The sequence below is a fragment of the Streptomyces sp. NPDC096324 genome (assembly GCF_044763015.1).
Taxonomy (GTDB): Bacteria; Actinomycetota; Actinomycetes; order Streptomycetales; family Streptomycetaceae; genus Streptomyces.
In genome coordinates this window covers 131806-155214 of the sequence record NZ_JBIWFK010000008.1, presented here as the reverse complement: position 1 = coordinate 155214, position 23409 = coordinate 131806, and the positions used below count along the sequence as shown (strand labels likewise).

At 71.3% G+C, this 23409-nt stretch carries 22 protein-coding genes; 15 read left to right on the top strand and 7 right to left on the bottom strand.

The window, feature by feature from the left end; translation table 11 throughout:
• Positions 1 to 26: 26 nt before the first annotated feature.
• Both ACIQ7M_RS23175 and ACIQ7M_RS23170 read left to right on the top strand, forming a co-directional pair.
• Positions 27 to 977 (top strand): NADP-dependent oxidoreductase, encoded by a 951-nt coding sequence (locus tag ACIQ7M_RS23175; protein ID WP_403647312.1) that lies wholly within the window; start codon positions 27 to 29, stop codon positions 975 to 977.
• Between the two features lie 217 nt (positions 978 to 1194).
• Entirely contained in the window at positions 1195 to 1638 is a 444-nt protein-coding gene (locus ACIQ7M_RS23170) for an anti-sigma factor antagonist (protein WP_403647309.1), read from the top strand.
• Here the strand turns inward: ACIQ7M_RS23170 and tuf are convergent.
• Positions 1619 to 2812: an elongation factor Tu gene (gene tuf / locus ACIQ7M_RS23165; protein WP_403647306.1), complete on the bottom strand. Its 1194-nt coding sequence runs from the start codon at positions 2810 to 2812 to the stop codon at positions 1619 to 1621. The genes ACIQ7M_RS23170 and tuf overlap by 20 nt on opposite strands.
• 117 nt (positions 2813 to 2929) lie before the next feature.
• Positions 2930 to 3883 (bottom strand): ribose-phosphate diphosphokinase, encoded by a 954-nt coding sequence (locus ACIQ7M_RS23160; protein ID WP_382779585.1) that lies wholly within the window; start codon positions 3881 to 3883, stop codon positions 2930 to 2932.
• A gap of 471 nt (positions 3884 to 4354) precedes the next feature.
• On the opposite strand from ACIQ7M_RS23160, the gene ACIQ7M_RS23155 reads away from it, so the two are divergent.
• The 3 genes from ACIQ7M_RS23155 to ACIQ7M_RS23145 all read left to right on the top strand — a co-directional run bounded on the left by ACIQ7M_RS23155 (position 4355) and on the right by ACIQ7M_RS23145 (position 7300).
• A complete protein-coding gene (locus tag ACIQ7M_RS23155) occupies positions 4355 to 5005 on the top strand; it encodes a DUF4230 domain-containing protein (RefSeq protein WP_403647302.1) in 651 nt (216 codons plus the stop codon).
• 217 nt (positions 5006 to 5222) lie between these two features.
• Positions 5223 to 5894, top strand: coding sequence for a VanZ family protein (locus ACIQ7M_RS23150; protein WP_386988071.1), 672 nt, complete (start codon positions 5223 to 5225; stop codon positions 5892 to 5894).
• A gap of 158 nt (positions 5895 to 6052) precedes the next feature.
• On the top strand, positions 6053 to 7300 hold the full coding sequence (locus ACIQ7M_RS23145; RefSeq protein ID WP_403647299.1) for a ricin-type beta-trefoil lectin domain protein: 1248 nt from the start codon (positions 6053 to 6055) through the stop codon (positions 7298 to 7300).
• Positions 7301 to 7466: 166 nt separating this feature from the next.
• Here the strand turns inward: ACIQ7M_RS23145 and ACIQ7M_RS23140 are convergent, their stop codons facing one another.
• Positions 7467 to 7703, bottom strand: a complete 237-nt coding sequence (locus ACIQ7M_RS23140; protein WP_361675434.1) for a hypothetical protein — start codon at positions 7701 to 7703, stop codon at positions 7467 to 7469.
• A gap of 276 nt (positions 7704 to 7979) precedes the next feature.
• Between ACIQ7M_RS23140 and ACIQ7M_RS23135 the strand changes: the two genes are divergently transcribed.
• Positions 7980 to 8999, top strand: a complete 1020-nt coding sequence (locus ACIQ7M_RS23135) for a PHP domain-containing protein (protein WP_403647295.1) — start codon at positions 7980 to 7982, stop codon at positions 8997 to 8999.
• 300 nt (positions 9000 to 9299) lie between these two features.
• A complete protein-coding gene (locus ACIQ7M_RS23130) occupies positions 9300 to 10259 on the top strand; it encodes an SDR family NAD(P)-dependent oxidoreductase (protein ID WP_403647292.1) in 960 nt (319 codons plus the stop codon).
• Between the two features lie 42 nt (positions 10260 to 10301).
• On the opposite strand, the gene ACIQ7M_RS23125 is transcribed toward ACIQ7M_RS23130, so the two are convergent.
• A complete protein-coding gene (locus tag ACIQ7M_RS23125; protein WP_386988081.1) occupies positions 10302 to 11624 on the bottom strand; it encodes an ROK family protein in 1323 nt (440 codons plus the stop codon).
• Between the two features lie 168 nt (positions 11625 to 11792).
• Between ACIQ7M_RS23125 and ACIQ7M_RS23120 the strand changes: the two genes are divergently transcribed.
• The 4 genes from ACIQ7M_RS23120 to ACIQ7M_RS23105 are packed head-to-tail and all read left to right on the top strand — an operon-like array spanning position 11793 to position 16390.
• On the top strand, positions 11793 to 13106 hold the full coding sequence (locus tag ACIQ7M_RS23120) for an ABC transporter substrate-binding protein (protein WP_403647289.1): 1314 nt from the start codon (positions 11793 to 11795) through the stop codon (positions 13104 to 13106).
• A 14-nt stretch (positions 13107 to 13120) separates the two neighbouring features.
• Positions 13121 to 14122, top strand: coding sequence for a carbohydrate ABC transporter permease (locus ACIQ7M_RS23115; RefSeq protein WP_389840060.1), 1002 nt, complete (start codon positions 13121 to 13123; stop codon positions 14120 to 14122).
• The gene (locus ACIQ7M_RS23110; RefSeq protein WP_389840062.1) at positions 14115 to 14984 is read left to right on the top strand and encodes a carbohydrate ABC transporter permease; all 870 of its coding nucleotides are present in this window, start codon (positions 14115 to 14117) and stop codon (positions 14982 to 14984) included. Before ACIQ7M_RS23115 ends, ACIQ7M_RS23110 begins: the two co-directional genes overlap by 8 nt.
• A 47-nt stretch (positions 14985 to 15031) precedes the next feature.
• Positions 15032 to 16390 carry a GH1 family beta-glucosidase gene (locus tag ACIQ7M_RS23105; protein ID WP_386988107.1) on the top strand — a complete coding sequence of 453 codons (1359 nt, stop codon included), beginning with the start codon at positions 15032 to 15034 and terminating at the stop codon, positions 16388 to 16390.
• A 39-nt stretch (positions 16391 to 16429) separates the two neighbouring features.
• Here ACIQ7M_RS23105 and ACIQ7M_RS23100 read toward each other — a convergent pair whose 3' ends face one another.
• Complete coding sequence (locus ACIQ7M_RS23100) at positions 16430 to 17428, bottom strand: phosphotransferase family protein (RefSeq protein WP_403647284.1); 999 nt, start codon at positions 17426 to 17428, stop codon at positions 16430 to 16432.
• 154 nt (positions 17429 to 17582) lie between these two features.
• Between ACIQ7M_RS23100 and ACIQ7M_RS23095 the strand changes: the two genes are divergently transcribed.
• Positions 17583 to 18077: an FBP domain-containing protein gene (locus tag ACIQ7M_RS23095; RefSeq protein ID WP_403647282.1), complete on the top strand. Its 495-nt coding sequence runs from the start codon at positions 17583 to 17585 to the stop codon at positions 18075 to 18077.
• Between the two features lie 85 nt (positions 18078 to 18162).
• On the opposite strand, the gene ACIQ7M_RS23090 is transcribed toward ACIQ7M_RS23095, so the two are convergent.
• Entirely contained in the window at positions 18163 to 18768 is a 606-nt protein-coding gene (locus ACIQ7M_RS23090) for a TIGR03086 family metal-binding protein (RefSeq protein WP_386988096.1), read from the bottom strand.
• Positions 18769 to 18887: 119 nt separating this feature from the next.
• Between ACIQ7M_RS23090 and ACIQ7M_RS23085 the strand changes: the two genes are divergently transcribed.
• The 3 genes from ACIQ7M_RS23085 (at position 18888) to ACIQ7M_RS23075 (ending at position 22714) form a co-directional block, all read left to right on the top strand.
• Positions 18888 to 20141, top strand: a complete 1254-nt coding sequence (locus ACIQ7M_RS23085; RefSeq protein WP_403647278.1) for an aromatic acid exporter family protein — start codon at positions 18888 to 18890, stop codon at positions 20139 to 20141.
• Between the two features lie 85 nt (positions 20142 to 20226).
• Positions 20227 to 21291, top strand: a complete 1065-nt coding sequence (locus ACIQ7M_RS23080) for a hypothetical protein (RefSeq protein ID WP_403647275.1) — start codon at positions 20227 to 20229, stop codon at positions 21289 to 21291.
• 148 nt (positions 21292 to 21439) lie between these two features.
• Positions 21440 to 22714 (top strand): lactonase family protein, encoded by a 1275-nt coding sequence (locus ACIQ7M_RS23075; RefSeq protein WP_403647272.1) that lies wholly within the window; start codon positions 21440 to 21442, stop codon positions 22712 to 22714.
• Here the strand turns inward: ACIQ7M_RS23075 and ACIQ7M_RS23070 are convergent.
• Entirely contained in the window at positions 22682 to 23407 is a 726-nt protein-coding gene (locus ACIQ7M_RS23070; protein WP_403647269.1) for a DUF2470 domain-containing protein, read from the bottom strand. The two genes, ACIQ7M_RS23075 and ACIQ7M_RS23070, sit on opposite strands and share 33 nt — an antisense overlap.
• Positions 23408 to 23409: the final 2 nt, after the last annotated feature.

Below are 23409 nucleotides of genomic sequence, written 5' to 3'. Positions count from 1 at the left end.
GGCGCCTCCGGGCAGGCTGGTTCACCATGAGCACTGTGAACACGATGCGAGCCATCAGCCAGACCGTCCTCGGCGGTCCCGCGGTTCTGGAGGAAGTGACCCTGGAGCGGCCCGCGCCGCGACCGAACGAGATCCTGGTCCGGGTACGGGCCGCCGGCGTCAACCCGACCGACTGGAAGCACCGCGAGAACGGCGGGTTCCTCGGCGAACCGCCCTTCGTCCTCGGCTGGGACGTCTCCGGCGTGGTCGAGGCGACCGGGATCGGCGTCGCCGCCTTCCGGCCCGGGGACGAGGTCTTCGGCATGCTGCCCTACCCCTTCGGCCACGGCTCGCACGCCGAGTACGTGACCGGTCCGGCCCGCGCCTTCACCCACAAGCCGTCGGTGATCGACCACACGCAGGCCGCGGCCCTCCCGCTGGTCTCCCTGACCGCCTGGCAGGCGCTGACCGAGCGGGCCGACGTGCGGCCGGGGCAGCGGGTACTGATCCACGCGGCGGCGGGCGGCGTCGGCCATGTGGCCGTGCAGATCGCGAAGTCCCTCGGCGCCCACGTGATCGGCACCGCCAGCGCCGGCAAGCACGACTTCCTGCGGTCCATCGGCGTGGACGAGACCGTCGACTACACCGGCGTCGACTTCGCCGAGGCCGTGCGCGACGTCGATGTCGTCCTGGACACCATCGGCGGCGAGACGGGACTGCGCTCGCTGCGCGTCCTGCGCCCCGGCGGCGTGGTCGTCTCCATCCTGCCGGTCGGCTCCGACGCGTTCCACGAGGAGGCCGAACGGCTCGGCGTCCGGGCGGTACGGATGCTCGTCGACGCCGATCAGTCGGGGATGCGGGCGGTCGCGGATCTCGTCGAGAAGGGCGCGCTGCGCGCCACGGTCGCCGAGACCTTCCCGCTCGCCGACGCCGCCAAGGCGCACGCCCTGGGCGACACGGGCCGGACCACTGGGAAGCTCGTGCTGGTGGTCGACTGACGCCGTAGGGGCTCCGCGCCGCACGACCTCGCGGCCGGACGCCCGGCTGCGCGGCTGCCCGGGTGCACATCTGGCCAACTCGCCACGCACAGCGGAGACATATGTCAATCGAACATGCTGGAATTCACCTCGGCGAGGGTAACTTGCAGAGCAGGAAACGGTTTTGCTCCCGTGTCGCCCGGGAGCGGACCGCCGGCCCGCTGGAGGTGATGGCCGCGTGTCGAGCGACTTCGCACCGTGCACCCGGCATCTGCGGATCCACCAGGACCACGGTCACGTGGTCCTGGAGCTGCACGGGGAGATCGACCTGCTCGCCACGACGGAGATCACCCCGCTCCTGGACGCGGTGACCTCGGACCCCGCGCCGCAGGTCGTGATCGACCTGCGGCGCGTCGAGTTCTTCGACTGCTCGGGCCTGCGGCTGCTGTACCGGGCCCGGCGCCGCGTCCTCGACCGGGGCGGCCGGCTGCACCTGGTCTGCGCCCATCCGCTGACCCTGCGCATGTTCCGGCTGACGGGGCTCTCGCGGATCCTGCCGCCCTCGGCCTCGCTGGAGGCGGCGCTGGGCCTCCAAGAGGCGGACTCGAATCCGCCGGAAGCGGACTCGGACCTGGCCGAGAGTCCGGCGACCGCCCCGGCGGCTACTCCTGGATCTTCGTGACCTGCCCGGCGCCGACCGTCCGGCCGCCCTCGCGGATGGCGAACTTGAGCCCCTCCTCCATGGCGATCGGCTGGATCAACTGCACCTCCATGGTGGTGTTGTCGCCCGGCATGACCATCTCCGTGCCCCTGGGCAGGGTCACGACTCCCGTCACGTCCGTCGTGCGGAAGTAGAACTGTGGGCGGTAGTTGTCGAAGAACGGCGTGTGCCGGCCGCCCTCGTCCTTGGAGAGGATGTACGCCCGCGCCTCGAACCGGGTGTGCGGGGTCACCGAACCCGGCTTGATGACGACCTGGCCCCGCTCGACGTCCTCGCGCTTGACCCCCCGCAGCAGCAGCCCGACGTTCTCGCCCGCCCGGCCTTCGTCGAGGAGCTTGCGGAACATCTCGACGCCGGTGACGGTGGTCCGGGTCTTCTGCTCGTGGATGCCGATGATCTCGACCTCGCTGTTCACCCTCAGCACCCCGCGCTCGATCCGCCCGGTGACGACCGTGCCCCGGCCCGTGATGGTGAAGACGTCCTCGATCGGCAGCAGGAACGGCCGGTCCACATCCCGCACCGGTTCCGGCACGAACGCGTCGACGGCCGCGAGGAGTTCGAGGATCGTGGCGCTCCACCGCGGGTCGCCCTCCAGCGCCTTGAGCGCGGAGACCCGCACGACCGGGACGTCGTCGCCCGGGAACTCGTACTCGCTGAGCAGTTCGCGCACTTCGAGCTCGACGAGTTCCAGGATCTCCTCGTCGTCGACCATGTCGGTCTTGTTGAGGGCGACCACGATGTACGGGACGCCGACCTGCCGGGCCAGCAGGACGTGTTCCTTCGTCTGCGGCATCGGCCCGTCGGTCGCCGCGACGACGAGGATCGCGCCGTCCATCTGCGCGGCCCCCGTGATCATGTTCTTGATGTAGTCCGCGTGACCTGGGCAGTCGACGTGCGCGTAGTGCCGGTTCTCCGTCTGGTACTCGACGTGGGCGATCGAGATCGTGATGCCGCGCTGCCGCTCCTCGGGCGCCTTGTCGATCTGGTCGAACGGCGTGAAAGGGTTGAGATCGGGGAAGCGGTCGTGCAGCACCTTGGTGACGGCCGCCGTCAGTGTCGTCTTGCCGTGGTCGATGTGCCCGATGGTGCCGATGTTCACATGCGGCTTGGTCCGCTCGAATTTCGCCTTGGCCACTGCGAGCCCTCCTGATCACCTGGGTGACGCCGAGCGTTGCTCCGCGGCTTCCCGGCCGGGCACGGCAGCCGGTCCTGGTGACCGAGCGGTGGGGAGGGAAGGTCCGCTCCCTCCTGTCTATTGGTTCCGGGGCGCGTCGAACAGGGCGCTGACGGACTCACCGTTGTGAATGCGCCGGACCGCCTCGGCGAGCGCCGGGGCGATGGACAGGACGCTCAGCTTTTCGGTGTACTCCTCGTCCGGGACCGGAACGGTGTTCGTGCAGACGATCTCCAGTACGTCGGGCTGCTCACTGAGCCGCTTGAGCGCTCCCGCCGCGAACAGCCCGTGGGTGCAGGCGACCCGGATCGACTTCGGCCCCAACTCGCGCAGTCGGTCGAGGAGTTCGAGAACGGTGCTGCCCTTGGCTATCTCGTCGTCCAGCACGATGACATCGCGCCCGGCGATCTCGCCGATGACCGAGGAGATGCTCACCCGGTCGTCGGCGAACCGCTGCTTGGCACCGGCGGCCACCTGGGCGCCGATCAGCCGCGCGAACGCGGCGGCCTCCTTCGCGTTGCCGAGGTCGGGCGAGACCACCGTCGTACGCGACAGGTCGTTGGCCCGGAAGTGCGCGGCGAGCTCCCGCAGGGCGTGCAGATGATCGACCGGCACCGAGAAGAAGCCGTGCACCTGCGGGGAGTGCAGTGTCATCGCGAGGACCCGGCTCGCACCGGCCGCCACCAGCAGGTCGGCCACGAGCCGGCCGCCCAGGGAGATCCGCGGCATGTCCTTCTTGTCCGAACGTGCGTACGAATAATGCGGCATGACCACGGTGATCCGCCCGGCCGAGGCACCGCGCGCCGCGTCGCACATCATCAAGAGTTCGACCAGGTGTTCCTGCACCGGGGTGACGAGGGGCTGCACCAGGAAGACATCACGTTCGCGGCAGTTGGCCTGGAGCTGCACCTCGAGGCAGTCGTTGGCGAACCGGCTGACGCGGGTCGGGCTGAGGGGCACACCGAGGTGGGCGCAGAGCTCGGCCGCGAGCTCTGGATGGGCACTACCGCTGAACACGGCGATGTCACGCACGTCCGCTCCTCGCATGGTCGAACCGGATCGCGTCGCCGGGCACAAGATCGGCCCGGAGTGCGCACCTCATGCTACTGGGCACCTTTCGGGCCTTCGACCGGGGACTTTCCGGTTGCGGATCGGCCCGCGGGGTGCCTCGCGGGGCGCCGTACCGGCCACGGCCGCGCCCGGCGGCGAGGTCGTACGGGGGACCGTACGAGGGCGTCCCTCGCGGAGGGCACGGGCCACGCGCCACCGGGCCCACGACGCCCGGGCTCGACCGGGGGCCGCGGCCGGCACCGGCGTCTCGCCAGTCCGGGCCGTCCGGGGCCGTCCAGGGCCGTCCCGGACGCCGTACCGTCCGCCCACCCGGCCCCGGGTGACCCCGCCACACGATCCACCGACCGCCTCCGCCACGCGACCCGCGGCCAACCCGGCGGCCTGTCAGGGGGCTTGGGGGGTACACGGACAGGCGAAAGGAGGACCGTCGACATGACGACGTCCATCAAACGCATGCCCGGCTGGGCGAAGGTGGTCTCCGCCTTCGTGCTGGTGCTCGTGGTGCTGTTCGCCGGGCTGCGGCTGGCCGTTCTGCCGGGGCTGCGCGATGTGTTCGGCACGGAGACCCACGACAACTCGGGCCCCACGCTGCTCAAGTCCATCCAGGACATGAGCCGTTACGACGCCGCGTCGGGCAACTTCCAGGTGGTCGTGGACCTGGAGAAGGACGCGAAGTACCTGCCCGACGCGATCCGCGGCACCCGCACGCTGTACGTGGGAGCCGGGACCGTCGACGCCTATGTCGATCTCGGGCGCATTGGCCAGAAGGACGTGACGGTCAACGGCGACCGTACGTCGGCCACGCTCCGCCTGCCGCACGCCGCACTGGGCAAACCCGCCCTCGACCCCGACCACTCCTACGCCGTCTCGAAACAGCGTGGTCTGCTCGACCGGCTCGGTGACGTCTTCTCGGACAACCCGAACGACGAGCGGGCCGTGCAGCGTCTCGCGGCCCAGCACATCGGCAAGGCCGCGAAGGACAGCCGCCTCACCGCACGGGCCGAGGAGAACACCACCAGCATGCTCGAGGGCCTGCTGCGCTCGCTCGGCTTCACGGACGTGACGGTCACCTACGGGGCATGAGTCCGGGCGGAGCCCGAGATGGGACGAAGCCGTCGGCGCCGGGGCGGGCACACCACCGCCCCGGCGCCGGCGTCCGTCGCGGTCGCGGTCGCGGTCGCGGTCCGAGAGACACTCCCCTTTGTCCCGAAGTCCCCCCTCGGCCGAGACGCCGGGCATCGTCGGACCCTTCCGGGGTAAGCGGGCTGCACCAGAGAGCAGTTGAAAAGGGGAGGGTCTCATGGTCCGCACCGCGTTGCGCGCTCGTGCCGCGAAGGCCGGCCGGGGAAAGCCCGCGCCGAAGACCGGGCGAGGCACGTCGGCGTCGAAGGCCGACCGGGGCGGCAAGGCCTCGAAGACGGACCGGAGCAAGCCGGAGAAGAGGTCGTGGCCGTTCCTCGGCCGCAGGACACCGGAGCGGACGCCGGCTCCGGCGCCGGCCCGGGAGACCGGCGCCCTGGCGCTGCCCTTCCGGCTGCTGGCCATGCTGATCGCGTTCGCGGCCATGGTGGGGTTCGCCGTCGTGCTGGCCCGGCTGACACTGGAGCCCTCACCGGCGTCCACGGCACTGATCCACAACAACCTGCACCCCGGAGCCTCGCTGCGGGCCTATCTCGACCAGCCCGAACTGCGCGACGCCGTCAAGCAGATCGGCGGGAACCTCCTGCTCGGGGTGCCCTTCGGCGTGCTGATGCCGGTGGTGTTCCCGAAGACCCGCGGCATCCTGCGCGTCGTCGCGCTGACGGCGGTGGTCATGCTCCTGGTCGAGCTCGTCCAGGGAGCACTCATCACCGGCCGCTCCTTCGACGTCGACGACGTCATCCTCAACACCACCGGAGCGCTGGTGGGTTACCTCCTCCTGGGCCGACGGCTCGGCCGGGCCGTTCACCCCAGGAAGCGCTCCCGCGACTGAGTTCGCGACCGGACGACGTCAACTGCTGGTCCGTACCAGAGTATTGACACGTCGTTTCCTCACTCCTTAAATCAAGAGGCGAAGCATGGACCCCCCACCATGGACCCCCCACCTCAGTCGGCTCCCCCGTCACGGGCGGCCGTACGGAAATGAGAGTCATGGACTCCCCACGCCTGCTCCGCCGATGTCTGTTCGCCGCGCTGTCCGCCGCGCTCGTCGCCTCCGCCTCGGTCGTCGCCGCTCCCGCCCACGCGGGTCCGGCGGTCGCCGCGGCGGCCGTGACGTTCCAGGACACCTTCGACGGTGCCGCCGGTTCGGCCGTCGACTCCTCCAAGTGGCAGCTCGAGACCGGCGACAACGTCAACAACCACGAGCGGCAGTACTACACGTCGGGCAACAAGAACGCCGCACTGGACGGCCAGGGCCATCTGGTGATCACGGCCCGAAAGGAGAATCCGGCCAACTACCAGTGCTGGTACGGCACATGTCAGTACACGTCGGCCCGGATGAACACCTCCGGGAAGTTCACGTCGACGTACGGTCATGTCGAGGCCCGGATGAAGATCCCGCGCGGGCAGGGCATGTGGCCGGCGTTCTGGATGCTGGGCAGCGACATCGGGCAGGTCGGCTGGCCCAACTCCGGTGAGATCGACGTCATGGAGAACGTCGGCTTCGAGCCGTCCACCGTGCACGGCACGATCCACGGTCCCGGGTACTCCGGCTCCGCCGGTATCGGCGCCGGCTACTCCCTCCCGAACGGCCAGGCCTTCGCCGACGCCTTCCATACCTTCGCGGTCGACTGGGCGCCCGACTCGATCACCTGGTCGGTGGACGGCACGGTCTACCAGCGGCGCGCGCCCGCCGATCTGGGCGGCAACACCTGGGTGTTCAACAAGCCGTTCTTCCTGATCCTGAACCTCGCGGTCGGCGGATACTGGCCGGGCGACCCCGACGGCTCCACCTCCTTCCCGCAGCAACTCGTCGTCGACGAGGTGAAGGTGACCACGAGCGACGGCCCGGGCGGCGCCGGCGGCCCGATCAAGGGCCTCGCGGGCAAGTGCGTGGACGTGGCCGCCGCCAACTCCGCCAACGGAACACCCGTACAGCTCTACGACTGCAACGGAACGGGCGCCCAGCAGTGGACGGTGTCCGCCGACGGCACGATCCGCGCGCTCGGCAAGTGCCTGGACGTCACGGGCAACGGCACGGCGGACGGCTCGACGGTCCAGCTCTGGGACTGCACCGGCGGACCCAACCAGAAATGGACGGTCACCGCGGCTCACGACCTCGTGAATCCGCAGGCCAACAAATGCCTGGACGTCACGGGCAACAACTCGGCCAACGGCACCCGCCTGCAGATCTGGACGTGCACCGGCGGCGCCAACCAGAAGTGGACGGTGGGCTGACGAGCCGCTCGGGCGAGCGATGAAGGGTCCGGCGGGGACACCCCGCCGGACCCTTTCGCGTGGCCGGGGCCGATGGGGGCGCCGCGTGCCGGAACCTTTCGCGTGGCCGTGACGGAGGGCCCGGCGGATGACCCGTGCCGGGCCCTTTCGTGTGGCCGCGGTCGCGTCAGCGCGGATGCCAGGTGAGTTTGTCTCCGCCGACCCAGCGGACCACGTCGGGGTCGTCGAGATCGTCGACCGTGATGCCGTACGCGGCCGCGTACTCCAGGACGTCCGTGATCGCCTTCGCCTCGCCCACCATCTCGCCGTCGATCTCCATGATCCGGAACGGCGGCGTGCCCGGCTGCACCCCGAGCACCATGATCCGTGGGTGGGAGATGTGAGGGCTCGCGCTTTCGGTCATGACTAGAGCGTAAGGGGATTTCCGCTCTTCCCGCTGGTCAGCGACGGAGCGCCGAGAGTCCCCCGCCCGTGCGGCCCGGCACGGCCGCAGCAGGCGTCAACGGGGCGTTCACCCGGCCGGGTGAGGACGGGTGAGGTCGGCCGAGGCTCCCGCCCGGGCCCGCCCGCGAACCCGGCCCCGCCCCCGCCGCCGGACGTCCGCCGTGCGGTCCGGCGACGGCTGGGCAACGCTGGGGGAAGCGTGCGGCGGCCGACGCGACCGCAGGGAGGAGTGCCGATGGATCCCGTCGAGGCCCTGGACCGGATCGCGTTCCTGCTGGAGCGGAGCCTGGCGCCCACGTATCGCGTACGGGCCTTCCGCACCGCGCAGGGTCTGCTCGCCGGGCTGACCGCCGACGAGGTCCGCGAGCGCGCCGCGAACGGGACGCTGGAGTCGCTCAAGGGCATCGGCCCGAAGACCGCGCGGGTGGTGCGGGAGGCGCTGGCCGGTGAGGTGCCCGGCTACCTGGAGAAAGTCGAGCGGGAGGCCTCGGGACCGCTCACCGAGGGTGGCGAGGGTCTGCGGGAGCTGCTGCGGGGGGACTGCCACCTGCACTCGGACTGGTCGGACGGCGGCAGCCCCATCGAGCAGATGGGGCGCACGGCGGCGCGGCTCGGTCATGAGTGGGCGGTGCTCACCGACCACTCGCCCCGGCTGACCGTGGCGAACGGCCTGTCGCCGGAGCGGCTGCGCGAGCAACTGGCGCTCGTCGCCCGCCTGAACGAACGCTGGGCGCCCTTCCGGCTGCTCACGGGCATCGAGTGCGACATCCTCGACGACGGATCGCTCGACCAGGAGCCGGAGCTGCTGGAGCGGGTGGACGTGGTGGTCGTGTCCGTGCACTCCAAGCTGCGCATGGACGCGGGGCCGATGACCCGCCGCATGGTCGCCGCCGTGCGCAATCCGCACGCGGACATCCTCGGCCACTGCACGGGCCGGCTGATCACGGGCCGCGGCCGGCCCGAGTCCGCGTTCGACGCGGACGCCGTCTTCGCGGCCTGCGCGGAGACCGGCACGGCCGTCGAGATCAACAGCCGTCCGGAGCGCCTCGACCCGCCGCGCCGGCTGCTGCGCCGGGCTGTCGAGGCGGGTGTCCTGTTCTCCCTGGACACCGACGCGCACGCTCCCGGACAACTGGACTGGCAGATCTACGGGTGCGCGCGGGCCGAGGAGTGCGGGGTGCCGCCGGAACGTGTCGTCACCACGTGGACGCTGGATCAGGTGCTGACCTGGGCCCGGACCCGCGAGACGCCGTGACGCACGTCACCGCCGACGGCCCCGTTCCGGGGAACACCCAAAGGTAGTTACCCGTTGAACAAACCGTGGGTGCGGATGGGACAGTGTCCCCGGGCCTCACCCCAGCCCGCAGGGACGATCGTCCGGCTGAAGCCCTGTGGAGCGTTTCGCCGCGAGGCGACCGCCATCGGCGCCCACGCAGACGGCCCCGACCGTGATTCCCCCATCCGGTCGGGGTCTTTTCTCTGCCCGGGCCGGCGTTCGCCGCCCCGGCCGTGTCCGTTTGACTTCGAGTCCGCTCCAATTCGTAGCGTGCGGGGCATGAGCACTGCACAGCACAAGATCGGTTCGGGATTCGGTGCCCGGAGCACCGCGGACGACGTCCTGCGGGGCATCGACCTCTCCGGAAAGCTCGCGATCGTCACGGGCGGCTACTCGGGCCTCGGCCTGGAGACGACCCGGGCCCTGGCCGGGGCGGGCGCCCATGTCGTGGTCCCCGCGCGGCGCCCGGCCACCGCGCGCGAGGCGCTGGCCGGCATCGACGGCGCCGAGACCGACGAACTCGATCTCGGCGACCTGGACAGCGTGCGCGCCTTCGCCGAGCGGTTCCTCGCCTCGGGCCGCGTCATCGACGTCGTCATCGACAGCGCCGGCATCATGGCCTGCCCCGAGACGCGGGTCGGCCCCGGCTGGGAGGCGCAGTTCGCGACCAATCACCTCGGCCACTTCGCGCTGGTCAACCGCCTCTGGCCGGCGATCGCGCCGGGCGGCGCGCGGGTCGTGTCCGTGTCCTCCGCCGGCCACCACAACTCCGGCATCCGCTGGGACGACGTGCACTGGCGGACCGGTTACGACAAGTGGGGGGCCTACGGGCAGGCGAAGACGGCGAACGTGCTCTTCGCCGTGGAACTCGACCGACGGGGACGGGACTTCGGCGTACGGGCCTTCTCGCTGCACCCCGGTGGCATCCTCACCCCGCTCCAGCGGCACCTGCCCCGGGAGGAGATGGTCGAGCGCGGCTGGATCGACGAGGACGGAAAGCCGCTGAACCCCGAGGGCTTCAAGACGCCCGAGCAGGGTGCGGCCACCCAGGTGTGGGCCGCTACCTCGCCGCGGCTCGCCGGCATGGGCGGGGTGTACTGCGAGGACTGCGACATCGCGGAACCCGCTCCGGCGGACGGCACCCGGACCGGCGTGAGCGCCTACGCGACCGATCCCGAACAGGCCTCCCGGCTGTGGGAGTTGTCGGCCGAGCTGACCGGCGTGAACGCCTTCGGCTGAGCCGGGCGGGCGCCTCCGCCTCGGGCGCGGTCGCCGTGGGGATCAGTGCGGTGCGCGTTCCTCCAGGGCCGTGCGCCAGGCGGGTGACGGTCCGGTCGGCGCGGGTTCCGCGCGCCGGCCGCCGCGGGCGAAGAAGTCGGCCAGCGGGAGGATCGCGGCGCCGACCGTGACGGCGTCGGGGCCGAGCCGGCCGAGGTCCACGGTGACGTGCTGGGCGGGGTAGCTCAGGGCGTACGAGGAGGCGTACCGGCGGACGGCGGGCAGGAAGCGGGAGCCGAGCTGGAGGCCGGCCCAGCCGCCGATGAGGATGCGTTCGGGCTGGAAGAGGTTGATCAGGTCGGAGAGGCCGGCGCCCAGGTACTCCGCGGTCTCCTCCAGGACGGCGAGCGCGATGCGGTCGGGCTCGGTGCCCTCGGGCGGGTAGGCGGCGGCGAGCATCGCGGTGAGCGCGGTCTCCTCGTCCGTGCCCTCCGGGGGCCGCCCGCCCTCCTCGCGCCAGCGGTCCAGGAGCGCCTCCGCTCCCGCGTACGCCTCCAGACAGCCGAGGGCGCCGCAGCGGCAACGGCGGCCCCTGACCCGTACGGTCAGGTGCCCCCATTCGACGGACCGGCCGTTCTCGACCTCCTCCGTGACGAGAGAGGCGCCCACGCCGGAGCCGAAGAGCACGACCACCGCGTTGCGGGCGCCGCGTCCGGCGCCGAACCACATCTCGGCCTGGCCGAGGGTGCGGGCGCCGTTGTCCGCGAAGTACGGGACGGTGTCGGGGAGTTCGCAGGCGGAGCGGAGCAGGGACTCCAGCGGGACGGCGTCCCAGCCGATGGTCTGGCCGTGCACGACCGCGCCCTGCTCGGGCGTGCGGGCGACGATGCCGGGCACTCCTATGCCGACGCCCAGGAGCTGTCCGGGGGCGATGTCCGCCTCGGCGAGGACCTCGGCGATGCCGTCGCGGATGTGGCCGACGATGACGTCGACGTCGTACTCCTGGCGCCGGAGCGGCCGGTCGGTGTCGTATCCCTGGTGTTCCAACGGCCGCTCGGTGCGGGCGAGTTCGGTCAGGGTCAGGTCGAACAGCTCGATACGGACCCGGGTCTCGCCGACGTCGACGCCGATCATGTGACCGCTGCCGGGCACGACACGCAACAGGGTGCGGGGGCGTCCGCCGTCGGAGTCGACGCTTCCGGCCTCCTCGACGAGCCCGTCGGCGACGAGTTCGGCGACCACGTTGCTGATGGATCCGGAACTCAGCCCGGTCGCGGGACCGAGTTCGTAGCGGCTCAACGGGCCGTCGAAATACAACCGTTGTAGTACGGCGGTCCGGTTGCCCCGCCGCAGGTCACGCACTGTCCGCCCGTTCCGCCCCGCCATGTGATGTCCCTTCCGGCATGCCCGACCTGCAAGATACCCCTGTGCGATCCCTTGACGCGACTTTCTTCCGGGTCTTAACTCACGTCCTAAATTAAGCCATGAGGATCGTTCGGGAAGTGAACGCGGACGCCCCTCATGTCTCCCTCCGGGAAAGGGACGAAAGCAGCCATGCGCAGAATCCGAGCCGCGGCCGCAGGTGCGGTCACCATCACTCTGCTGACCGCCGCGACCGCCTGTGGCGGCGGCTCGTCGAGCGGCGGGTCCAACGCCTCGCCCAAGACACTCACGTACTGGGCGTCCAACCAGGGCGCCAGCATCGAGATCGACAAGAAGACGCTCGCCCCCGAACTGGCGAAGTTCGAGAAGCAGACCGGCATCAAGGTGAAGCTGGAGGTCGTGCCCTGGTCCGACCTGCTGAACCGGATCCTCACCGCCACCACCTCGGGCCAGGGCCCGGACGTCCTGAACATCGGCAACACCTGGAGCGCCTCGCTCCAGGCCACCGGCGCGCTGCTGCCCTGGGACGCGAAGAACTTCGACAAGATCGGCGGCAAGGACCGCTTCGTCGACTCCGCGCTGGGTTCGACGGGCGCCGAGGGCAAGGACCCCGCCGCGGTGCCGCTGTACTCGATGGCGTACGCGCTCTACTACAACAAGCAGATGTTCGCCGATGCCGGGATCGCCAACCCGCCGGCCACCTGGGACGAGCTGATCGCCGACGGCAAGAAGATCTCGAAGAACGGCAAGTGGGGTCTCGGCGCGGAGGGCTCCAACGCGTCGGAGAACATCCACCACGCCTTCGTCTTCGCCAAGCAGCACGGCGCCGACTTCTTCACCGCCGACGGCAAGGCCGACTTCACCAACGACGGGGTCGTCGCCGCGGTCAAGCAGTACGTGGACCTGATGGCGAAGGACAAGATCATCGCCCCGGGCAACGCCGAGTACGCCCAGAACCAGTCGGTCAGCGACTTCGCCAAGGGCAAGAACGCCATGCTGCTGTGGCAGTCGGCGGCGGCCAACCTCAAGTCGCAGGGCATGGCCGACGACGCGTACGGAATCGCCCCGGTGCCGGTGCAGTCCGGCACTCCGGGCACGGGCACGAACGTCAACTCGATGGTCGCCGGCATCAACCTCGCGGTGTTCAAGAACACCAAGAACCTCGACGGCGCCACGAAGTTCGTGAAGTTCCTGACCAGTGACGCCGAGCAGAAGATCCTCAACGGCGCCTACACCTCGATCCCGCCGGTCAAGGGCGCCCAGACGGACACCGCGTTCAACTCCCCCTCGAACGCGGTTCTGAAGGACACCCTGGCCAAGAGCGCGGCCGCGCTGCCGCAGGTCGCCGACGAGTCGCAGTTCGAGACCGCGGTCGGCACGGCCATCAAGGGCCTGTTCGCCGACGCGGCCGGCGGACGCGCGGTGACCACCGTGTCGGTGAAGGCGGCGCTCGAGAAGGCCCAGCAGCAGATGCCGAAGAAGTGAGTGCGGACACCCTCATGACCACCACGACCGCCGCTTCCGCCGAACCCGGCGAGCGGACGGTGCGCAAGAGCTCCCCCGGTGCGGCGCGCGGCCCGCGCCGCACCGGGCGGATCAAGCGCATCGGACTCCCCTACCTGCTGCTTCTGCCCGCGCTGGTCCTCGAACTCCTGGTCCACCTGGTGCCGATGGTGATCGGCATCGTGATGAGCTTCAAGGAGCTCACGCAGTTCTACATCCGCGACTGGGGCACGGCGCCCTGGGCCGGCTTCGACAACTACTCGGTGTCGGTGCACTTCGACGAGCCCGTCGGCGAGGCATTGCTGCACTCGTTCTTCGTCACGGTCGCCTTCACCCTGCTCTCGGTCGGCCTGTGCTGGCTGATCGGCACGGCCGCCGCGATCTACATGCAGGACAACTTCGTGGGGCGGGGTGTGCTGCGGGCCCTGTTCCTGGTGCCGTACGCGCTGCCCGTCTACGCGGCCGTGATCACCTGGGTGTTCATGTTCCAGCACGACAACGGCCTGGTGAACCACGTCCTGCACGACCAGCTCCACCTCACCGACAAGCCGTCCTTCTGGCTGATCGGCGACAACAGCTTCTACGCCCTGCTCACCGTGTCCGTCTGGAAGGGCTGGCCGTTCGCCTTCCTGATCGTCATGGCGGGCCTGCAGAACATCCCGGGCGAGCTGTACGAGGCCGCCGCCCTCGACGGGGCCGGGATGTGGCAGCAACTGCGCCGCATCACCCTGCCGTCGCTGCGGCCGGTCAACCAGGTCCTGGTGCTGGTGCTGTTCCTGTGGACGTTCAACGACTTCAACACGCCGTTCGTCCTGTTCGGCAAGACCGCCCCGGAGTCGGCGGACCTCATCTCGGTCCACATCTACCAGGCGTCCTTCGTCACCTGGAACTTCGGCACCGGCTCGGCGATGTCCGTGCTGCTGCTGCTCTTCCTGCTCGTGGTGACCGGCGCCTACCTGCTGCTGACCTCCCGGGGAAGGAAGACGGCCGATGTCTAGCACCACCACACCCCGCTCCCCGATGGCCCCGCCGCGGTCCTTCCTGTGGTCCCGGCGGATCTTCCTCACCCTGCTCAGCTGTTTCGTCCTGGTGCCCGTCTACGTCATGGTCTCCAGCTCGCTGAAGCCGCTCGCGGACGTCTCGGGGAAGTTCCGCTGGCTGCCGAGCGGGCTGACCATCCGGCCGTACATCGACATCTGGTCGACGGTGCCGCTGGCGAAGTACTTCGTGAACTCGCTGATCGTGGCCGGGGCCGCCACGGGCTGCTCGGTCGTGATCGCCGTCTTCTCCGCCTACGCCGTCAGCCGTTACAGCTTCCGCGGCAAGCGCGTGTTCACGGTCACCGTGCTGTCCACCCAGATGTTCCCCGGCATCCTGTTCCTGCTGCCGCTGTTCCTGCTCTACGTGAACATCGGCAACGCCACCGGGATCGCGCTGTTCGGCTCGCGCGGCGGTCTGATCCTCACGTATCTGACCTTCTCGCTGCCGTTCTCGATCTGGATGCTGATCGGGTACTTCGACTCGGTGCCCCGCGATCTCGACGAGGCGGCGCTGGTGGACGGCTGCGGGCCGCTCGGGGCGCTGTTCCGCGTGGTCGTCCCGGCGGCGATCCCCGGCATCGTCGCGGTCGCCGTCTACGCCTTCATGACCGCCTGGGGGGAGGTGCTGTTCGCGTCGGTGATGACCAACGACGACACCCGCACCCTCGCCGTCGGCCTCCAGGGCTACTCCACGCTCAACGACGTTTACTGGAACCAGATCATGGCCGCCTCGCTGGTCGTCAGCGTCCCCGTGGTGGCCGGCTTCCTGCTGCTCCAGCGCTATCTCGTCGCCGGGCTCACGGCGGGAGCCGTCAAGTGACCGGCCCCGCCGAGAACATCGACACCATTGACGACGAAGGGACTTCAGTGACCATCGACCTTGCCGCCCTCCCGGAGGACTTCCTTTGGGGCACGGCCACGTCGGCCTATCAGATCGAGGGTGCCGTCGCCGAGGACGGCCGCTCCGCATCCATCTGGGACACCTTCTCGCACACGCCCGGCAAGATCGACAACGGCGACGACGGGGACGTCGCCTGCGATCACTACCACCGCTGGCGCGAGGACATCGATCTCATGCGCCGGCTCGGCACCAACGCCTACCGGCTGTCCGTCGCCTGGCCCCGGGTGATGCCGGGCGGCGACGGGCCGGTCAACGCCAAGGGGCTCGACTACTACGACGCGCTGATCGACGGCCTGCTGGAGGCGGGCATCACCCCCTCGGTCACGCTGTACCACTGGGACCTGCCCCAGGTGCTCCAGGACCGGGGCGGCTGGCCCGCCCGTGACACCGCGCACCACCTCGCCGCCTACGCGTCGGTGGTCGCGGAACGGCTCGGCGACCGCGTCCAGCACTGGACCACCCTCAACGAGCCGCTGTGCTCGGCCTGGATCGGCCACCTGGAGGGGCGGATGGCCCCCGGCCTGGCCGACCTCACGGCCGCCGTCCGCGCCTCGTACCACCTCCTGCTCGGGCACGGACTCGCCACGCAGGCGATCCGCGCGGCCGCGCCCGGCGCGCAGATCGGCATCGTCAACAACCTGGGCAGCATCGAGGCCGCCACCGACCGCCCGGAGGACATCGCGGCGGCGAAGCGGCAGGACGGGCACACCAACCGCTGGTGGCTCGACCCGGTGCACGGCCGCGGCTTCCCCGCCGACATGGTCGAGGTCTACGGAGTCGAACTCCCGGAGGTCGCGGGAGACTTGGAGACGATGGCCGCGCCGCTGGACTGGCTGGGCCTCAACTACTACTTCCCGTCCCACGTGGTCGACGACCCGACCGGTCCGGCCCCGTACGCGCGGCAGATCAGCCGGCCCGGCGTGCCCGTCACGGGCATGGACTGGGAGGTCGAGGCCGCCGGCATCGAGCGGCTGCTGCTGCGTCTGACGAACGAGTACGGCGCCCGCAAGCTGTACGTCACGGAGAACGGCTCCGCCTATCCCGACGTCGTACGCCCCGACGGCACCGTCGACGACCCGGAGCGCGTCGCCTACCTCGAACAGCATCTGGCGGCCTGCGCCTCGGCGGCCCGCAAGGGTGTTCCGCTGGCCGGCTACTTCGCCTGGTCGCTGCTGGACAACTTCGAGTGGGCGTACGGCTACGACAAGCGGTTCGGTCTCGTGCACGTCGACTACAAGACGCAGGTACGGACGATCAAGGGCAGCGGTCATCGCTACGCGGAGATCGTCCGGGGGCACCGCGGGGGCGCGAGCAAGGCGGCCTGAGGTCTCACCAGGGCGCACGGGGGCCCTGGTGAGGCGGCACTAAAGCGCTTTGTCGGCCGGGGTGTTCGCACCCCGGCCGATCTCGTCGAGGGCGGCCGTCAGCAGCGGGGCCACCGTCTCGCGCACCCAGGCGACCCGTTCGCCGCCGGACGCGCGGGGGACGGTTTCGACGAGCATGATCAGGTAGAGGTAGCTGCGGTACAGAGCAAGGCGTACTCGCGTCGCCCGGTCGAACGTGACGGCCCCTCGGCTCTCTTGATAGCCCGTCAGGAAGTCGGCGTCCTGACGGATGTCTCCGAGCAGGGCCAGGGAGACGAAGTCGGCGAGCGGGTCTCCCCAGAACATGCGCTCGCCGTCGATCAGACCGCTGATGCGCGGGCCCGCGTCCGTCCGTTCGACCAGGATGTTCCCCCGCCACAGGTCGAAGTGGACGAGCCGGGGGACGGTGACCTCCTCCAGGGCGCCGAAGGCGGCCCGCGCGATCCTGGCCACCTCGTCCATGGGGCGCGGCAGCCAGGCACCGTAGCCGCGGGCGTCGTCCAGGAGTGCCTCGTACATCCCGGTGAAGGCGGTCCGCCAGTCGGGGGCGAGCGGGCCGAGCGCGCCGGAGGGGTAGCCGAAGCCCGGTCCTGTCACCCTGTGCAGCCGGGCCACGAGGTGACCCAACTCCCGGCGGAGCGGCCCGCGTTCGCCCTCGCGGAGGTCCGCCCAGGGCTCGCCGGGACAATGCGTCATCAGCAGGTGGCCGTCGCGGCGGTCTCCCACCGGCGAGGGCGCCGGTACACCGACGGTGGCGGCCCGGCGGTAGAACTCCGCCTCGGAGAGCAGGAGTCGCCGCTCGTACGCGAGGGCGGGGACGGTGGGCGGTGGCGGGACCTTCAGCACGTAGCGGCTGCCGTCGGCGAGCGTCAGCTCCTCGACGGCGTTGTACGTGCCCCCCGACAGGACCCGGCGGCCGACCAGGCTCCCGGGCGGCAGCCCGGCTTCCCGGAGTGCCCGCTCGGCCCGCTCCGACCCGTCCGCGTCCCCCTCGTCCATGAGGTCACTGTGCCAGGTGACCCCACGCGTCCGCAGCCCTCGTGACGGCGTCCACGGGTCCCGAAATCCGCTGGCCCCCATTCCCGGAACTAGGTACCTTCGACCAAAACCTAGGACTCCTAGGTTTCATCGTCACCACCACCGGGAGGCACCCATGAGACCGCTCACCGAGCAGGACATCCGCACCTCGTTCGTCAACTGCTCCAGGGGCGAGGCGAAGCGGCTCGTGACACCGCGCGATCTCGACGAACGCCCCTGGGACGAGCTGGACTTCCTGGGCTGGCGAGATCCCGGCGCGCCCGACCGCGGCTTTCTCGTCACCGAACGGGACGGCGGCCTCGTGGGCGTCACCCTGCGGCTTCCGTCCTCCCGGCGCGGGCTCCTGCGCCGCAGCATGTGCTCGCTGTGCCTGACCACGCACCCGGTGGACGGGGTCTCGCTGATGACGGCCCGTAAAGCGGGCGCGGCGGGCCGCGAGGGCAATTCGGTCGGCATCTACATCTGCGCCGACCTCGCCTGCTCCCTCTACGTCCGGGGGAAGAAGGCCCTGCCATCGGGAAGCCGCTTCGAGGAGACCCTCACGACGGAGCAGCAGATCGCCCGGACGGTCGGCCATCTGTCCGCCTTCCTGGCGAAGCTGCGCGACTGAACCGCGACGGCCGCTCGGGCGCCGGTGGGCCGAGGTGGGGTCGCCGGGCTCACGACGCTCCCCGGCGACCCGCCCCGCTGTTTCCTCAGGATCCGGCCGGAGCCCAGTGCGGGTCACGGCCCAGGAAGGCGAGCAGCGCCTCGGCCCGGCCGGCGCCCTCCGGGACCTCGCGGGCGGCGGCGAACACGCCGAAGGCGTCGCGCAGGTGGTCGGCCAGCCGGTCCGCCGCGAGCCGGATGCCGCCGGCCAGGTCGTCGTCGAGGGGGGACGCCTGGCCGGTCGCCACCGCGATGTCCCAGGCATGCACGCCCGCGTCCATGGCGGCCGCGGCGGCCGCCACGCGGTACGGCAGCGGCCCGAGCGGAGTGGCCACCTCCTCCGCGTCGGCGGGCAGCCCCGCGTAGACGTCGGCGACCTGGGTGAGGACCTTGTCGAGCGCCGCCGTGACGTCGGCCTCCAGCACGTCGTCCGGGTGGAAGGCGTCCGACTCGGGCCACCCGGTGCCGGTGACCGCCGCGCCGTACGCCTGCTGGTCGAGCCGGGCGTGGTTGAGCACCTGGGCCACCGTCCACTCACCGCACGGCGTCGGCGCCGACCAGGCGCTCTGCGGCACACCGGCGGCCACGGCGCGCAGCCGGTCGTGCGACAGCGTCAGCAGTTCGATGCCCTGGACGTTGCTCGTCGCGCTCATTCCGGTGCCTCCTGATGGGGTCCGTCCCTGTCGATGCATTCAATCTAGGACCCCTTGCGGACAGATACGGTCCGCAATCGACACGTTCGGTACCCGTGTTAAACGGGAAGGCCCCAAGGATGCACGAGGCACGTGGTGAGTGGACGGCATCCGTCGCGAAGATCGTGGAGCGGCGCCGGGAGCCGGTGGTCGTCCAGACACTTCGGTCGACGGCCGCCGCGACGATCGCGTACGTGGTGGCCATTCACCTCAGTCCCGAACCCGCTCCGCTGACCGCGCCCCTGACCGCGCTGCTGGTCGTCCAGGTCACCCTGTACTCGACGATCACCACCGCGATCCGGCGGGTGAACTCCGTGGTGGTGGGCGTCGTCATCGCCATCGGCTTCAGCAGCCTGGTGGGCCTGACCTGGTGGAGTCTGGGGCTGATCATCCTCGCCTCGCTGGCGGTGGGGCATCTGGTCCGGGTCAGCGAGTTCGTGCCGGAGGTGGCGATCAGCGCCATGCTGGTCCTCGGCGTCACCCGGGTGGGCGACACCGCGTGGGCCCGCGTGCTGGAGACGCTGATCGGGGCGGTCGTGGGCCTCACCTGCAACCTCGTGCTCGCGCCGCCCGTGTGGGTCGACATGGCCGGGGAGCAGATCGAGGATCTGGCACGCCGGATGCGGCAGTTGATGCTGCGGGTGGGCGAGGGTGCCGCCGCGCACACGCCCTTCCACGTGGCGGCCGAGCGGCTGCACGAGGCCCGCCGGCTGGACAACGACATCGCCGGGGTGGACGCGGCCCTGCGGCAGGCCGAGGACAGCCTGAAGCTCAACCCGCGGGTGCGCGAGGGCCTGATGCACCGGGTCGTGCTGCGCACCGGCCTGGACACCCTGGAGATCTGCACGGTGGTCCTGCGGGTCCTCGCGCGCAGCCTCACCGACCTGGCCAAGGAGCGGGAACCCCGCCCCCTGTTCGAACCGCAGGCCGGAGCGGTCCTCCAGGAGCTGCTGTCGGAGGTCGCCGACGCGATCGTCAGCTTCGCGGTGCTGGTGACCACCGATGTCACCCAGAACGCGGTGTCCGCCGAGGAGCGGCTCAGCGCGGAACTCGCCGCCGCCGCCACCACCCGCGACAAGCTGGCCCAGCTCTTCCTGGAGGAGGTCCGGCGCGACCCGAGCCAGTGGCAGCTCCACGGCTCCGTCCTGACCGAGGTCACCCGCATCCTCGACGAGCTGGACACCGAGCACCGCACCCGGCGGCTGTTCGAGGAGCTGGACCGCTGCACCCGTGAGCAGCGCGAGCGCCGGCCGCGCCTCACCCGGCTGCGGAACCGGCTGCGCGGGCCGCGCCGGAACCGGAACCGTTCCGAGGCCTCCGGGCGTTCTAGATGACGAGTTCCGTGAGAGGAAACGGCACGACGCCGTGGCGGTGATCCGCACGGCGTGGCCGGTGGCAGGAGAACGAGGGGGCGGGCGGATGACCGAGGACACCGTACGGATCGACGGGAACGCGCTGCGGCTGCCGGGCGGGGTGCAGGTCCGGTTCATACGGACGCTGCGGCTGCCCGAGACGGGCACGCACGCGCTGCCGCCGGGGCTCGGCGAGTTCCCCGTCCGGCGTGTCGAGGACTACGGCGACCGGGTGCCCGCCGAGTGGCGGGCGCGCGGCGGTGTGATGCTGCCGGTGTATCTGCGCGAGGCCATGTGGCTGAGTTTCGGCGGGACGTCGGAGCCGGCCGCGTTGCAGGTGGGCGTCGGCAAGGTGTGTGCCGTCTCCGGCAAGCCGTGGAGCTCCCGGCTCACCCGTGACCCGCAGAACTACGTCGTCCTCCCCCGGCAGCCGTGGCTCGACGGCATCAACTCCGGCAAGGGGACGGTCCGCCAGTTCGTGGCCGTGCCGCTGGGTCTCGGGGCGACGGTCGAGGGCCAGGTCACCGGCGAGGAGGTCTGGGGCGGTGTCCAGCTCCAGTCGTTCCCGCTGGAGGCCGGGGAGCTGGCCGCGTGGCGGGAGGCGGAGCGCCGCCGGGCCGAGGAGAGCATGCGGATGCCCCGGACGCTGGGCGGGTACGGCGCGGCCATGCCGATGATGGCCGCACCGCCCGCTCCGGGCGCCGCGCCCGGAGCCGCGCGTCCCGGGGGTGCCCCGCGTGCGCGCAGTGCCCCGGCGATGGGCCTCGGGGTCGGCGGTTCGATGCGTCAGGAGGTCTACCGGGACGACCGGCCGCTGAAGGCCTGGGCGAAGGAGCCGGCCGGACGCGTGTTCGTCCACCTGGTGACGCCTCCGGAGTGGCGTCGCATCACCGGCGAGGCGCCGCCCCCGTCCCCGGTGGACCGCGCCGCGTACACCCGCGCGGGGCTCCCCTGGTTCGACTACTACGACCAGGACGCCGCCGACCTGGCACCCACGGACGAACTCGGTGGGGTGAAGCCGGTGGGCGACTGGCTGGGCGACGACCACGAGCCCTGGCAGCAGCCCGCGCCCCATCAGGTCCAGCCCCTCGGTGACGCGCCGGGCAAGCCCGTCGGGGACGGCGACTGGTAGATACCGGCGGTGCGCCCCGCGCGGATCCAGGCGTTACGCCCCGCGCGTTGCGTGGAGCGCAACGCGCGGGGCCGTTGTTGCACGTGAGGGGTGTCGCACGCCAAGGTGGCCGTTCCGGCCGAGGCAACCGACACCCCGAGGTGCAGGCATGAGCAGTGGTGCAGGGCCGTCGCGCGGCGCGGGCGACGGCTGGACCCGACGCCGTTTCGTCGGCGCGCTGGCGGGTGCCGCCGCGATCGCGGCGGCACCGGCCTGCGCGGGGTCCCGGGAGGATCCCGCCGGGACGACGCCACGCCCGAAGGCGCCGGCGGCCGGTCCCTCCTCTTCCGCGTCCGCGCCCTCGTCCCCGGCTTCCGCCTCCGCGTCGGCGCCTTCGTCCCCGGCTCCGGCCTCCGGTCCGCGTCGGCTGTTCCTGGGCACCTACACCTCGGGGAACGGCGGCGGGAAGGGGATCGGTGTCGCCACGTACGACGCGGCGACCGGCGCGATCACCGGCGGCGGCGTGGTGGCGGGCGTCGACAACCCGTCCTTCCTCGCCGTGCATCCGGACGGCCGGGCGCTGTACGCCGTCGACGAGCAGAACGCGGGCGCGGTGACGGCCGTGCGTCTCCCGGGGACCGAGGTGCTCGGCAGCCGCTCCACCGGCGGCTCGGGTCCCTGCCATCTGTCCGTGCATCCGAGCGGCCGCTGGCTGCTGAGCGCGAACTACGCGTCGGGAAGCGTCGCGGTGCATCCCATCGAGGCGTCCGGCGCGCTCGGCGAGCGCACCGATCTGGTCACGCACACGTCCCCGGCGCCCGGTCCCGGTCAACAGGGCCCGCACGCGCACCAGTTCGTCACCGGTCCGGACGGCGGACATCTGCTCGCCGCCGACCTGGGCACCGACACGGTGTACACCTACCGTCTGGACGAGACCCGGGGCACTCTCACCGAGACCTCCCGGGCGCGCACGAGGCCGGGCGCGGGCCCGCGCCACCTCACGTTCCACCCCGGCGGCCGGTACGCGTATCTCGCCAACGAGGCCGACAACACGGTGGCGGTGTGCGGCTACGACCCGGCGACGGGCCGACTCTCGGTGGGCGAGGCACAGTCCACGGGCACGGGAGGCGGCACGAGTTACCCGGCCCAGTTCCTGGTGACACCGAACGGGTCGTACGCGTTTCTCGCCAACCGGGGCCACAACAGCCTGACGCGGTACGCCGTCGAGGCGGACGGAGCCCGGCTGCGGCTGCTGGACACGGTGCCGGTCGGCGGCGACTTCCCGCGGCACATCGCCCTCTCGCCGGACGGACGGCTGCTGTTCGCGGCGAACCAGCGGTCGGGCACGGTCACGGTCTTCGGCGTCGACCAGGAGAGCGGTGAACTCCGGCGCGCGGGCGAACCGTTCGCCTCACCCCTCGCGGTCTGTGCGCTGCCGCTGTAGCGGACGGGGGCAGGAGGCGAGGCCCGCCTGGGTGAGCAGGACGTGCATGCGCTCCGTGAGCTGGGAGACGTCGTCGGCGGGTGCGTGGAACGGCAGGCGTACGTCGCCGTTGCCGCGGGCCCGTTCGATGCGCAGGGTGAGTCCGTGGCGGTCGACGGCGAGGGGCTGGACGCGCACCGCGCCGTGCAGGCTGTCCGCCTCGACGAGACGGGTGAGCCGCTCGACGGCGTCGGGGTGGGAGTCGGCGAGATGGGTCAGGAGCTGGGCCTCCGCGAGGGCGAGCGGGTCGGGCCGGGCCTCGGCGAGCTCGTCCAGGTCGACCACGACGGTCCCGTCGGGGCGGCGCAGCACCGCGCGGGTGGGCCGGAACGAGAGCTGTCCGTCCTCGGGGACGAACCAGCCGGCGAGCCAGAGCCGGGCCCGGATCCGGTTCCGTACGGGAACCGGTGCGACGTCGGCGAACTCCAGGACGGCGGACGGCTCTCCGCGCGGGGAGCAGATGGCCGCGGCGAGCAGCGCGCTGTCCTCGGGCACCCGCAGCAGCACCCGGCCGTCGGCGGCGACGGAGTGCGCGCCGACGAACTCCTCCCGGCCGCCCTCGGCGCTCACCGCGCAGGACCAGGCCGCGGCGAGCACCGAGCGGGCGTGCTCCGCCGCGGCGGGCGCGGCCGTCCAGGTGTGACGGTCACCCATCA

Bases quoted from the DNA above. Each gene is read 5' to 3' on its own strand.
- ACIQ7M_RS23175 (WP_403647312.1), top strand. From the start codon at position 27: ATGAGCACTGTGAACACGATGCGAGCCATCAGCCAGACCGTCCTCGGC.
- ACIQ7M_RS23100 (WP_403647284.1), bottom strand. From the start codon at position 17,428: ATGGACGAGGGGGACGCGGACGGGTCGGAGCGGGCCGAGCGGGCACTC.
- ACIQ7M_RS23070 (WP_403647269.1), bottom strand. From the start codon at position 23,407: ATGGGTGACCGTCACACCTGGACGGCCGCGCCCGCCGCGGCGGAGCAC.
- ACIQ7M_RS23140 (WP_361675434.1), bottom strand. From the start codon at position 7,703: ATGACCGAAAGCGCGAGCCCTCACATCTCCCACCCACGGATCATGGTG.
- ACIQ7M_RS23125 (WP_386988081.1), bottom strand. From the start codon at position 11,624: ATGGCGGGGCGGAACGGGCGGACAGTGCGTGACCTGCGGCGGGGCAAC.
- ACIQ7M_RS23145 (WP_403647299.1), top strand. From the start codon at position 6,053: ATGGACTCCCCACGCCTGCTCCGCCGATGTCTGTTCGCCGCGCTGTCC.
- ACIQ7M_RS23085 (WP_403647278.1), top strand. From the start codon at position 18,888: ATGCACGAGGCACGTGGTGAGTGGACGGCATCCGTCGCGAAGATCGTG.
- ACIQ7M_RS23090 (WP_386988096.1), bottom strand. From the start codon at position 18,768: ATGAGCGCGACGAGCAACGTCCAGGGCATCGAACTGCTGACGCTGTCG.
- ACIQ7M_RS23075 (WP_403647272.1), top strand. From the start codon at position 21,440: ATGAGCAGTGGTGCAGGGCCGTCGCGCGGCGCGGGCGACGGCTGGACC.
- ACIQ7M_RS23110 (WP_389840062.1), top strand. From the start codon at position 14,115: ATGTCTAGCACCACCACACCCCGCTCCCCGATGGCCCCGCCGCGGTCC.
- ACIQ7M_RS23135 (WP_403647295.1), top strand. From the start codon at position 7,980: ATGGATCCCGTCGAGGCCCTGGACCGGATCGCGTTCCTGCTGGAGCGG.
- ACIQ7M_RS23150 (WP_386988071.1), top strand. From the start codon at position 5,223: ATGGTCCGCACCGCGTTGCGCGCTCGTGCCGCGAAGGCCGGCCGGGGA.
- ACIQ7M_RS23155 (WP_403647302.1), top strand. From the start codon at position 4,355: ATGACGACGTCCATCAAACGCATGCCCGGCTGGGCGAAGGTGGTCTCC.
- ACIQ7M_RS23080 (WP_403647275.1), top strand. From the start codon at position 20,227: ATGACCGAGGACACCGTACGGATCGACGGGAACGCGCTGCGGCTGCCG.
- ACIQ7M_RS23115 (WP_389840060.1), top strand. From the start codon at position 13,121: ATGACCACCACGACCGCCGCTTCCGCCGAACCCGGCGAGCGGACGGTG.
- ACIQ7M_RS23095 (WP_403647282.1), top strand. From the start codon at position 17,583: ATGAGACCGCTCACCGAGCAGGACATCCGCACCTCGTTCGTCAACTGC.
- ACIQ7M_RS23120 (WP_403647289.1), top strand. From the start codon at position 11,793: ATGCGCAGAATCCGAGCCGCGGCCGCAGGTGCGGTCACCATCACTCTG.
- ACIQ7M_RS23130 (WP_403647292.1), top strand. From the start codon at position 9,300: ATGAGCACTGCACAGCACAAGATCGGTTCGGGATTCGGTGCCCGGAGC.